6 protein-coding genes and 1 pseudogene are annotated in these 12,570 nt (G+C 38.5%); 2 read left to right on the top strand and 5 right to left on the bottom strand.

Annotation, left to right across the window (positions count from 1 at the left end):
* Nucleotides 1-5 precede the first annotated feature (5 nt).
* Complete coding sequence (locus tag ACE1B6_RS29760; protein ID WP_413260924.1) at nt 6-1,604, top strand: helix-turn-helix domain-containing protein; 1,599 nt, start codon at nt 6-8, stop codon at nt 1,602-1,604.
* An 81-nt stretch (nt 1,605-1,685) separates the two neighbouring features.
* On the opposite strand, the gene ACE1B6_RS29755 is transcribed toward ACE1B6_RS29760, so the two are convergent.
* The 5 genes from ACE1B6_RS29755 to ACE1B6_RS29735 all read right to left on the bottom strand — a co-directional run bounded on the left by ACE1B6_RS29755 (nt 1,686) and on the right by ACE1B6_RS29735 (nt 11,613).
* Nucleotides 1,686-2,084, bottom strand: coding sequence for a response regulator (locus ACE1B6_RS29755; RefSeq protein WP_413260923.1), 399 nt, complete (start codon nt 2,082-2,084; stop codon nt 1,686-1,688).
* Nucleotides 2,085-2,402: 318 nt separating this feature from the next.
* The gene (locus ACE1B6_RS29750) at nt 2,403-2,615 is read right to left on the bottom strand and encodes a hypothetical protein (protein ID WP_413260922.1); all 213 of its coding nucleotides are present in this window, start codon (nt 2,613-2,615) and stop codon (nt 2,403-2,405) included.
* A gap of 105 nt (nt 2,616-2,720) precedes the next feature.
* A complete protein-coding gene (locus ACE1B6_RS29745; RefSeq protein ID WP_413260921.1) occupies nt 2,721-3,092 on the bottom strand; it encodes a response regulator in 372 nt (123 codons plus the stop codon).
* The gene (locus ACE1B6_RS29740) at nt 3,089-9,106 is read right to left on the bottom strand and encodes a PAS domain S-box protein (protein WP_413260920.1); all 6,018 of its coding nucleotides are present in this window, start codon (nt 9,104-9,106) and stop codon (nt 3,089-3,091) included. Before ACE1B6_RS29740 ends, ACE1B6_RS29745 begins: the two co-directional genes overlap by 4 nt.
* 95 nt (nt 9,107-9,201) lie before the next feature.
* Entirely contained in the window at nt 9,202-11,613 is a 2,412-nt protein-coding gene (locus ACE1B6_RS29735) for a response regulator (protein WP_413260919.1), read from the bottom strand.
* Nucleotides 11,614-12,222: 609 nt separating this feature from the next.
* Between ACE1B6_RS29735 and ACE1B6_RS29730 the strand changes: the two are divergent.
* Nucleotides 12,223-12,498 (top strand): annotated as a pseudogene (locus tag ACE1B6_RS29730) (response regulator transcription factor); the annotation flags it as partial.
* Nucleotides 12,499-12,570: the final 72 nt, after the last annotated feature.

Genomic DNA, 12,570 nt, shown 5'->3' with positions numbered 1-12,570 from the left:
GGCTTATGGCATACAAAATACCTGGTACTTGTTTGAAGTGTGATAGTTGTCGGACGCACTGCCCAACTGGTGCAATCAAAGTAGAAGGCGATGATTACTGGATTGACCCGAGTCTTTGCAATAATTGTGAAGGTTATTATTCAGAACCCCAGTGTCTCACTTATTGCCCCATTGACTGTCCTTTACCATCAGAACCGAAGAAGGGCAGATACAAAGCAGAAACTAGACCGATAACAAACCCGGACTTATTTGCTAATGGTAGAAATAATCCCTTTGCCTCTTCGATCTTGATTTGGGAACTGTGTAATTTGCTAGCCCAAAGGCAATCTTTACCTTGGAAAGTAGAACCTTCGGGACAGCCTTGTTACGAACGTTCGATTAACGGAGGTAGGGGAGGAATTTCATTGAAAATTACTGAAAGCCTCTCTAATGAAGCAGTGCCGTTAATGGGAAAACAAGCGGTTAAAGCGATCGAATCTTTAGACATTCGTGCTGCTTGTATGCACTTAATATATGCTGCTTATGCCACCGCGTTAGAAAAACCTTGGGAAGAAGAATTTCTGATTAGCGACAGACAAATCGAAGAATACTTAGGACTGGACAAACGCAAAGACTTAAGTAAAGCTTTCAAACTGGCGTTAATTAGAGAAATTGCCCTACAACCTTGCTTGATTAGTGCTTCCCTAGATTGGCCGAAACAAGGAAGAGTTAATGGATTTTCTGTTAGCGGAACTCGCCTATGGCACTTACTAGAAATTCAGCATCACTTTCAGGAAGATGAATTAGGATGTAAATATCTAGTAGGATTAACTTTCAAAATTCGCGCCGGAATTTGGGCACAATACTTCCTGAACAAGCAAGGTTGTAAAGAACGCACAGCATTTTATCAATATGGCATTTTGCCCAAATCTTTATTAACCAACGTCATGAGTATTTGGCAGCAACATGAAGGTGCGGCAAGAATGATGCTCTGGCTGTTGTTTAAAGCTAAAATGGGCAAAGAACAACGAGTTACCGTACCCACATTAATGCGAATTGCTTATGGTGAAGAAAAACTTGCTTTAGCATCGCAAATGCGGGAAGAAAGAAAGCGATTATTGAGAACATTTGAAAGTGATTTAGAATGTCTCAATCATCATGGAATTAAAGCGATCTTCGATCCGGTAACTTATCCTCCAGAAATTCAACCACTTTGGGCAAAGTTATCGGAACTTCCTGATGATGCTGATGATGCTTTAGACTTCTGGATTAATGATGGAGGGAATGATTCTCGCATTACCGATATTGGCCCCCGTGGTAAATGGAATTCCTTGATGAATGCCCGAATTTTGTGGTTTGAATTGCCAGTAGGTTGGGAACAACAAAGTAGTGAAAATGACAAGAAAAAACGTACCAACCGGATTAAAAGAACCAAACAAAATGAGCAGGTAGTTTTGTCTGCTGAACAAATTTTAGCAGCGAGAAAACGTCAAGGTATGTCTCAAAGAGATTTGGCAAAAATGACTGGAAAAAGCCAAAGCTGGATTCGAGATTTAGAAAAAGGACGCTTATCTGCCAAGTTGGAAGATCAAGCTTTGTTACGCAAAGTTTTAGGTTTAGCCTAAAGGGAGAGGGCAGGGGGGCAGAGAGGCAGAGGTGAGGAGAATTCAAAACTCAAAACTTTCCCATCTCCCCACCTCCCCTGTCTAATCTGCGGGAACGGTAGAATTCCAACCTAATAGTTGAGAAATTTGGACTGGTAGGCTGACGGGATCGAAAGGTTTGGCGATCGCACCAACAACTTTCATCTCTTGTAAATGTTGTCGAGTGTACCAGCTGGCTTTATGGGTAATTAACAAAATTGGAATTGACTGAGTTAAGGGATTCGCTTTTAGCTTTTGAATAAATTTTGTGCTGTCTCTTTTTGCTGTGACATTATCCATGATGATGGCATCAAGTTTTTGAGTTAGCAATGATGCCGATCCTTCTTCAAAAGAGGCAGCGGGGATCACATTCCAACCACCTATTTCGCTCAAGCAAACTTGTAGTACTTCGCGTACACTTGATTCATAATCAATGAGCAAAATGGATTTAGCACTACTCATAACGCAAAAACATTGAACACTCACAATCAAAGCACTCCTTACCTCAATAATTAAAGTATTTCGGCTTCTCTTCGCTGTGGTAAAAAGTTAATTTTACTGGAGTTTTAGTGACTAATCACTAATAACGGAGTGTGTTTGCGGTACAAGAATGTTTCTGCTAATTAGTCAGTTGATTTTGTCACTTTAACTCTGGGAGAAGCGAGGAAATTTCTTAAACTTGCTGATTTTAATCTTTTTGAACAAGCAATTAATTATTTGAAAGCTAATAGCTATGTCTTTAATCAAATTTGCTTGAAGCCTTGCTACAAACTTAATTAACTAAGATTTCAAAGCATCTTTCAACATTCTTTGAATTGTTAAATAATTGTCCAGATCGGATTGCACTTCATTTAATAGATGTTTTGCTACTCCAATCATGACTTGCGCCGAAACATAATCATTTTCTTGTAGTTTATCCACTGCCTGGTTGAGGATGTTAACACTTTGCTGCACTACGCAGGATTTGGATGAGTCATTTCTAATTTCTGTCATAGGGTTGATTTCCTTGTTAACAGTTTTAATGTAGATTTGAAAGAACCGTTACTTTTCAAATTAAAGGAAAAAGGTAAGAAATTTATAAGATTTCGAGAAAAGTTTTCACCATTGGAGAATTTCTGCTACTTGATTCCAGACAGTAACGGGATTGAAAGGTTTGGTAATTACTCCGGTTACGCCCATTTCCATGAAGCGGCGACGATCGCTAGGTAAAACCTTTGCTGTTAGTAACACCACTGGAATAGTTTTGGTTGCTGAGTTAGCTTGCAGCTGCTCAAATACGGAAAATCCATCCATATCAGGCATGGATACATCTAGAAGAATTGCATCCCATTTGCCTATTTTTACTTTTTGTAAACCTTCCTTGCCTGAGTTAGCAGTTTCCACTTGCCAACCTGCAAATTCTTCTAAAGAAACTTTAACAACATCGCGAATGTCTTGTTCATCGTCAATCACTAAAAGATGTTTGGTCATGTTTCTGTCCTCGTTATGGGTAATGTGAAAAAGAATATACTACCTTGACCTAAAGTACTTTCTACCCAAATTTGTCCTCCGTGCTGTTGTACAATGCTCTTACAAATAGCTAAACCTAACCCAGTACCGCCTTTTTGTCTAGAGTCGGAAATATCAATCTGTTGAAATCTGCCAAAAATTGTTTCTAACTTATCCGCAGGAATTCCCCTTCCTCGATCTTTGACTTGAAATAAGATATGTGGAGTGGGAAGCGGGCAGCGATCGAACTCAAATTGGACTTTTTCCTTGATTAGAGGTTCATTGTTATAAAGTTGGGCATCGATCCAAATCGTACTATGAGTTGGAGAAAACTTGATTGCATTACTAAGTAAATTAGTTAAAGCTTGAATAATCGCATCTGGGTCCGCCCAAATTTCTGCCTTCAAAGTAGTCAGTTTGAGTGTAATTCCTGCTTCATTAGCGATCGCCTGTACAGATTCTACTGCCTCCTGCATTAAATCTTCGACTTGGCAGTTTTCCATAACCAATTGAACCTTTCCAGATTCCAATCTTTCTAAATCCAAAATATCATTAACTAACCGGACTAAGCGATCGCTATTTTTCACTGCTACTTGCAACATATATTGGGCTTTTTCTGGGCGATTGTTTAAAATTCCGGTTTCCAAAATTCCCAAAGATCCGCGAATTGCGGTTAAGGGAGTTCGTAATTCATGACTGATAATCGAAATAAATTCATCTTTAATTCTATCAATTTTTCGCCGTTCGCTAATATCGTGAACTTGTGATACGAAGTAAAGATAATTTCCTTGTTGATCCTGAACTATTGAAACAATCAAAAGACACCAAACAAAATGCCCAGATTTATTGATATAGCGTTTTTCCATTTGGTAAGTCCGGCGTTTTCCTGCCAATATCTGGCGCATATATTCCAAATCTGCTTCTAAGTCATCTGGGTGAGTAATATCTTGGAAAAAAGTGCCTAAAAGTTCGGCTTGGCTGTAACCTGTAATTTCACAAAGGGTAGGATTTACTTGTAAAATTCTGCCATCTAAAGTAACTAATGCCATGCCAATTGCGGCATCATCAAAAGAGCGGCGAAATCTTTCTTCGCTTTCACGTAAGGCGGATTCAATGCGTTTGCGATCGGTTACATCGCGGACAATTATTAATACATCATCAACGCCACAGGGAACTATTCTAGCTTCTTCATGACGGATTTCTTCGGCGATTTCTAGTTGATATTCTTGAACTTGCACTTCACCAGTGGCTAATGTAGTTTGAATTAAACCGAAGCGTTCTTGGGCAATTTCTAGAGGTAGTATATCGAAAATATTAGCTCCCACGAGTACTGTTTCCGAGTTAAATAACTTAATTCCTTCACTTGCTCGAATATCTAAGTATGTACCGTTGCGACTCATGCGAATTAATAAGTCAGGAATTGACTGCACCAATGCCCGATTTGTTTGTTCGCTTTCCACTAAAGCTGCTTCAATTTTTTTCCGATCGCTAATGTCTGTCAACCTTACCAAATTAATGGTTTGATTGGCAATTTGTACAGTTTTAGCAGCGATATTACCCCAGAAATAATTCCCTTGGCGAGAAAGGTATTCTAACTCCATAGTCCAAAAACCCTTTTGCTGCATTTCCTGAGTAATTTCATCAAGTTCTGCTTTAGTAAAAGGGTAACGCTGAAGAGTTCGACCTTCTTTACCAATCAAGTCAGCTTGGCTTTCTACTTCAAATAATTCGACGGCGCGACGATTGCAATCAAGAATTAATCGGGTTTGCGGATCGACCAAAAAAATCGCATCTGTAGATTCATTAAAAATAGTTTCTCGCAGTTCTTTCTGTTGTTTTAGTTCCAATTCTGCCTGTTGGCGATCGGTAATATCTTGAGCAAAAGAAAGCACAGAAATTAAATTACCCAAATCATCAAATACTACGGAACTATACCATTGACAAATAATTACTCGACCATCTTTGGTGTAATTCCGATTTTGCACCGCTTTACTAGAAATTAATCCCTTCATCAATGGAGTAATTTCGGTATTAACGCGATCGATATCTTCCTCATAAACAAACTTCCAAGGAATTGAGATTCCAGAGAATTCTAAGTTCTCATTTTGATTTTCGGAATTTTGAGTAAAAAAGCTTTTTTGCTTCTCGACTTGCTGTTTTGGTTGCCAAGAAAGAGTTTGTACTTCTTCCGCAGTCCAGCCAAAAATGACTTCTGCTTGTTTTGACCAGCGGAGGATGCGGAAATCTCGATCCCATTGCAAAATTGCTAAGGGACATTCCTCAAAGTGAGTATCAATATGTTGTAGTGCTTGTTGTAAAGCTTGTTCTGTTTGCTTTTGTTCTGTGATATCTAAAACAACGCCATGCCAAGCAATTGTACCATTACTGCGCCGTTCTGGTTGAGAGTTTGCCTCTAACCATTTCTGTTTGCCAGAAGGAGTAGTATTTCTAAATTGATGACTAAATAATTCTAATGTTTCGGCACTTTTATTAACCGCAGCAGCGTAACCGGAAATATCCTCTGGGTGAATCTGTTCCAGAATTAAAGAAGCATCTTTTAATACTTGTTCTGCTGTGACTTCATTAATTGTTTCACAGGCGGAACTAATATATTCAAACCAGAATGAACCATTAGTTTCTCTAACTAAAGTGTAGATAACAGAAGGGGAGGAATAGCTAAATTGATTGAGCCATTTTTCAGTTTTACGGAGTTTTTCTTCGGTGAGTTTGCGATCGGTAATATCTTCAACTAATCCGACAATTCGCAAAGGTTCTCCTGCTTCATCTTGCACTAGGGATACTTCTGCATTAATCCAACGAATTTCGCCATCGGAACGAATAATGCGATATTCGTGCTTGATTTGACCTGGGGATTTTTGGTTAATGGAAGCTAAAACTAAATCCCGATCTTCTGGATGTATACTATCTAACCAGGAATCTGGATTTTGATAAAGACTTTCGCAAGACAGTCCCCAAATTTTTTCATAAGCTGGGCTGACATAAAGATATTCCCCGGTTACTGTCGATCGCACGAAGAAGAATTGATTAACAGTACGAGCGATTTCTTGGAATCTGGCTTCACTTTGATGTAAAGCTTCTTGGGCTTGTTTGGATTCAGTAATATCCAACACTACACCATGCCAAACAATTTCACCATTTTCTCGTCTTTGTGGTCGAGAATTTGCTTGAATCCATTTAATTTTTCCTGAAGGTGTAATAATCCGCCATTGATATTTGAATGCTGTCCAATTTGCCAAACATTCTTTGACAGCTTGTTGATAACCGTCTCGATCGTCTGGATGAATTTGTTTAAATACAATTGTGGGATCTTGAAGAACTTCTGCTATTGAGACTTCATGAATTTCTTCAAATATTGGGCTCAAATATTCATAAGATATAGGGCCATGAGGATATTCGATTACAGTATACATTACGCCTGGGGAAGCTGCGGCTAATTGTTGGAATCTTTCTTCACTTTGGCGTAAACCTTCTTGAGCTTGTTTGCGTTCAGTAATGTCTATAACTACGCCATGCCAAGCGATCGCACCATTGCTACGTCGTTCTGGTTGAGAATTAGCTTGTAACCATTTGAGTTTGCCGGAAGATGTAATAATCCGCCATTCATGAGAGAAAACTTCTAAATTTTCCTTACTCCTAGCGACTGCATTATTGTAGTTAGCAACATCGTCTGGATGGAACTGACTAAATAATAAGTGAGGATTTTCGAGAACTTGGGTGACGGTGAGTTCGTGTATTGCGGCTCCTGCTGAACTAACATACTCAAACCAGGCACTCCCATCCAATTCTTCAACCAGAGTATAAATTGCACTAGGAGATTGATTGCTATAGTGATGTAACCATTGTTCGGTTTTGCGGAGTCTTTCTTCGGTGATTTTGCGATCGGTAATATCCAAAGAAACAGCTGTAACAATCCAGCATTTTAAAGTTCTATCCCAGCGAGAAGTATTAGTTTGAGAAATCCAACGTAAACTACCATCTTTATGGTAAAACCGATATTCGTAAGTTCCTTGACGTTGGGCAAAGATATCAGCAAATACTTGAGATTCTATTGCTTCCCAATCTCCGGGAAAAATCCGCATTACCCAGAGGTTTTTATCTGCTTGTAATTCTGAGGTTGTATAACCGCAAATGAATTCACAACCAGCGGAAATATAGTTAATTCCCCAATTGCTATCGATATCTACTCGAAGGCTGCTAATTGCAGCTTTCGCACTATTAAGAATATCATTAAGTTTGTTTTGAGAAGTTTGCAATGCTAGTTCTAGTTGTTTGCGATCGGTAATATCTTTACCAATACTCAAAACTTGTAGTTTACCGTCTAATTCTACTAGTTCGATCGACAATAAACTAATTCCCATTTTCCCAGACTTAGTGCGGTAATGAAACTCAAATCCCTCAACCCGCCCATATTTTTGTAAGAGTCGATCAAGAATTATATCCTGTTGTAAATCAGCACTTAGTTTTAGTTCCTTTGCCGTTTTCCCAATCACTTCTTCTCGGCTATACTCACTAAATTGGAGAAAACTATCATTTACTTCTATATAAGTTCCGCCATCTTCCAGCTGATTAATTGATATTGGATCTGGACTAGTGCGAAACACTTTAGTAAATCTTGCTTCCGATTCTTGCAGTGCCGTTTTAATTTTCTCAAAAGACTGTTGCAATTGTTCAGCAGTACAGTTGAAAGATTTTGCTAGTACAGAAATTTCTTGAATCAGGCTATCTTCTGGCTTAACCTTTTGCCAATTTCCTGCTGCTAATGCCTGACTCATGCGACTTAATCGCCGAATTGGTTTAGCAATATAATAAGCACTAAGAATTCCGGCAATAGTTGTACCGAAAAAAGTCAATCCACATAACCAAATTGTGCGCCAAAGGTTTTCATAAATACTGCTCATAAAATCGGACTCTGGCACAACTACCACTATCAGCCAATCGAGTCCAAAATTATCCTGATAGGAAGTTATTTGGACAAAGTTTAGTTGATTATTAATGACTAAAGTCAGTTGTTTGGCAGTGGGAAAATTTTCCACGCTACCGAATTTCTGAATTAACTTTTGAGCAACTCCTCTAATTTGAGTATTTTGACTATTTATTGCTAATATTTTTTGGGGGTTTTCCTTTATTTGCTTAATAGATTGGGTTTCTAAGGTGGAGCTAGCCACTAAATCCCCTGAACGTTCAATAATAAATACCTCTCCCGATCGAGAAAATTTTTGTTGATGCAAATATGTACTGAGATCCGATAAGAAATAAACAGATTGAAAAACTCCTAGAAATTTTCCTTCGGCATTATAAGTGGGAGCCAATGCTTGTATTTGTAAAAAAGGTATAACTCGACCGACAGAAATTGGAGACCAAATTTGTTTTTTGGCGGCTTTTGCTTGCTGATACCAAGGCAACTGCCGGAAATCTACATCAGTCATCGAATAGCCTAGTTTTTTTGGCTGTCCGCTAAAGTCGATCGCATAATACTGGCGCTGACTCGGATTAACTTTGTTGATTCTGCCAAAAAACTTTCTTCCCAGAGTCAAGTTTTTGCCTGTCAGCTGGCTAGCATATTGGCGCTCTGGTTCTGAGAAAATCCGCCCGTAAGCGATCGCGTCTCCTTCCTCACTCCAAAAGCCATTCAGTGAAAGTAAAGATTCCAGGCTGATTTGTTGCCATAAATGTTGTCGTAGGTGCTCAAAGTTTTTGGTATTAAGACTTCCCTGCTTTACTGCTAAATGATTTATTGCCACAATTTGTTGTGGGGTTTGTAAATATCTGTCTAGGCGATCGCTAACTCGTTGCGATACCTGCTCCAACAACCTGTTTGCTAAATCCTCAACTGCCTCTTGTCCACTCCGGTAAGAAAAATAACCGACTAATGCCACTGCTCCCACAGTTTGCAACACAAAAGGCACAACTAGCACCCAATGTAAGGGAATTTTCCTCATAAAACGCCGATCTTTGAGAAAATGAAACTTTGGCATACATTAATATTTTTACATAGGGCTGGGGTGGCAGAGAAACACAGGGGCGATAAAACTTATTAACCAAAAACTTCCTCATCCCGCTGCTTCCTAAGCTATAAAGGACACAAACAATATGTATTTCGTCCTCGTTTTTTGGCAGTATATAATGCTTCGTCTGCGATCGCAATTAGAGAATCAAAAGATTTATCTGCCGTGGGAATTTTTCCTGTAATTCCCATACTAATAGTTACATAGTCTTTAACTGAGGAACCTGCATGAGGAATTTTTAATTGAGTGATTTTCTGTTGAATTCTTTGAGCAACACGCAAGGCTCCATCGAGACTAGTTTTAGGTAAAATAACAGCAAATTCTTCTCCGCCATAACGAGCAGCTAGATCGGAAGGTTTAATAGATTCTTGAATTGTTTGAGCTATTTGTTTTAAGCAGATATCACCTGCTGGATGTCCATATAAATCGTTGTAACATTTAAAATTATCTACGTCACAGATAATTAAGCATAAAGTTTCCGATTCTGGGATTAGCTGATGCCATTGTTGTTGTAAATATTCTTGGAAAGCTCGACGGTTGGGAATTTGGGTTAATGGATCGATTCTGGCTTGTTGTTGCCAAATAGCGGCTTTTTGTTGATGGATGTGATTTAGTTGTTGACGTAGACGCGATCGCTCAATGCGGCTGATAACTCTAGTAACTAATTCTGGCCCAATAATTGGTTTACTAATTAAATCATCGGCTCCAGCAGCAAATACTTTTTGGGTTGATTCGCGATCGGTGTGAGCCGTTACTACTAAAATTGGTAAATCTCCATATTTGGGATCTTGGCGCACTACTTGGCAAAGTTCGATGCCGCTAAAAGTTGGCATTTCTAAATCTAATAATAATAAGTCAGGATCGGTAGTTTTTAGCACATCCCAAAATTGATGGGGATTATCCAAACAAGTAATTTGCACTCCCCAAGGTTGCAGTACATTAGTTAAAGTTTTTAATACGATCGGATCGTCATCTACAGCGATTATTTTGGCATCTTTCTCTTGACTTGGTACTAGTAATTGAGAAATTACTTCAAATACTTGATTCGGAGTGATTGGTTGTACAATATACCTTTCGCTACCTAGACGAGCTAGTTGTACACGGGTATCTAAGTTGTCTTCTTTCCCCAAAGTAATTAAAGGAATTGAGGGAAACTCTTGTTTGATTTCCGACAGTAAGGATAGTCGATCTAAATTTAAGGGTGAGGTATCGAGCCATAAAATAATAGCGATCGGTGGAGCTTTAGCTATTTGTTGTAATGTTATTGTTGATGGATTTGATAATAACTGAATTTGCCATCCCCAAAGGGAAGCTTGGGTAATTAAGCGATCGAAAAACTCTGTTTCTTCTCCAATTAGTAGTACTTGTGGTGTTAAACTTGATTCTATAATATTTTCCAAAGGTTGCGGTGGGTTAGTTAATTCTTGCTTTAATTCTATTAATAGTTGAGAGAATTGAGAGATTTCTGGTTCTGCAAATGTTTTTCCGATTAAAAGTTGTTCGATCGCACTGGCTATTTGTGAGCCTCTCGGATAGCCAAAAGTTCCTAAGCTTCCCGCTAATCGATGAGCTTCTTCTTTAGCTTTTTTCTGTTGTTCAGGACTAATCTGCGATTGGGTAGTTTGTCGGTAGGGCGATCGTTCTGGAACTACCTCTGCCAAAATTTTCAACCGCTGCTCCAGAGTGGAGCGAAAATGTGCAAAAATCTGATTCATTGCTACTGATTCAGTTTCTAATTGATTCATGTATATTTCGCCTGTTTTCTCTTTTGTTTCTTCCTTAACTTTCTCTTCTGTAATCGATATTTTATTCACCCGATATCCTAATCCATAAACTGTCTCAATAAATTCTTCCTTCATGCCAGATGCTTTCAATTGGCGACGTAAATCTTTAATTAAATTAGTAACAGCGTGTTCGGTTGGCAAATTATCAATTTTCCACAAATGATCGATAATCGCATTGCGACTAAATACCCTTTGTGGATAGCGCAAAAATAATTCTAAAAGACTGTATTCTTTAGATCTCAATTGAACAATTTTATCCTGATATTTCACCTGCGCTGAAGCCGGATCTAAGGACAAATCTCCCCAGGTTAAAATTACTGCTGAAGAGTTGGCATTTCCCCGGCGCAATAAAGCGCGAATTCTTGCTAATAGCTGGGCTGGCTCACAGGGTTTAGCCACATAGTCATCGGCTCCAGCATCCAAACCTGTGACAATATCATCATTTGAGCCTTTGGCTGTCAAAATTAAAATTGGGGTTGTACATCCAGAAGAGCGTAACTGGCGACAGAGACTAATTCCGTCTAATGTAGGAATCTGTACGTCAAGAATTATTAAATCATAATTATATACATTGACTAATTCCAATGCTATTTGACCATCTGTTGCTAGTTCCACAATGTAGCGGTGAGTTTTGAGTGTTGCTGAAAGCAATTCACCTGTAAATGGATCGTCCTCTACTAATAAAATTTTCATACTAGATAAGGGATTATGTCTAAGATGTAAACCAGAACAGAGATTTGTCTATTCAATGTCTTTTACTACCACTTTATAAGAAAACTATATTATTTTACGGGCTTTACCTTGTTCTTATAATTTCTTTACTTTTATATTCTATATTCTAAAAATAATTAACCTGAATTTGTTTATGGACTGGAAAAGCTACGAATGTAAATTTATTTTCGAGTGTCATGGTAAAAACAGATGTGTGAGGAAAATTTGTACTAGTGCAAGCAGACAAAAGGTTGGTAAAATTAACGCATTACCTGTTGCAATTGACTGTCAATTGATTGGTTATTTTTACCCCACCACACTAGCTAATTAAGACATCTGCGGTGATAATATCAAGATTACCTGACATTCTCAAAAAAGTTTGATAGAATCACGGCTGTAAAAATAATCAGCGGTAATGACAGAGATTTACAGTAATTTTACCTAATTTTCTGAGAAACCCAGATTTTGAGAATTATGGAAGTGAACAGCAGTCTCCCTTTACTAGCGATCGAGCATTTAAACCAAAACTCCCAGGTTGAATTACGCCAAACTGACTGGGAGATGGGTGAGTTAATGAAGTCCCATATTCACCCAGACCAATCTACCGTTAGTAGCAGCAAGACAGTGAAAATTCGATCGATCGTGTTGGAGTATCATCTGTTTTTACAAGAACATCCTTTAACTAAACGAGAATTGGAAATCTTGCAATTAATAGTCCACGGAAACACTAATTCTGAAATCGCGGAAAAACTTTATCTGACGATCGGGACAGTCAAAACTCACCTGCGAAATATTTTTAACAAGTTAAATGTAAACGATCGCACCCAAGCAGCAGTAGTAGCTCTCCGTGCGGGTTTAGTAGATTAATCGCCAATTCCAATCCGATTCATATAATTTTCTTATTTTTTACTTGTACAATGTCACCCAAAATAAAAGGCT

Source organism: Floridaenema fluviatile BLCC-F154 (assembly GCF_041929135.1).
Classification (GTDB): Bacteria; Cyanobacteriota; Cyanobacteriia; order Cyanobacteriales; family Aerosakkonemataceae; genus Floridanema; species Floridanema fluviatile.
This window is presented reverse-complemented; position numbering and strand designations above follow the sequence as displayed.

Bases quoted from the DNA above. Each gene is read 5' to 3' on its own strand.
- ACE1B6_RS29760 (WP_413260924.1), top strand. From the start codon at position 6: ATGGCATACAAAATACCTGGTACTTGTTTGAAGTGTGATAGTTGTCGG.
- ACE1B6_RS29755 (WP_413260923.1), bottom strand. From the start codon at position 2,084: ATGAGTAGTGCTAAATCCATTTTGCTCATTGATTATGAATCAAGTGTA.
- ACE1B6_RS29750 (WP_413260922.1), bottom strand. From the start codon at position 2,615: ATGACAGAAATTAGAAATGACTCATCCAAATCCTGCGTAGTGCAGCAA.
- ACE1B6_RS29745 (WP_413260921.1), bottom strand. From the start codon at position 3,092: ATGACCAAACATCTTTTAGTGATTGACGATGAACAAGACATTCGCGAT.
- ACE1B6_RS29740 (WP_413260920.1), bottom strand. From the start codon at position 9,106: ATGCCAAAGTTTCATTTTCTCAAAGATCGGCGTTTTATGAGGAAAATT.
- ACE1B6_RS29735 (WP_413260919.1), bottom strand. From the start codon at position 11,613: ATGAAAATTTTATTAGTAGAGGACGATCCATTTACAGGTGAATTGCTT.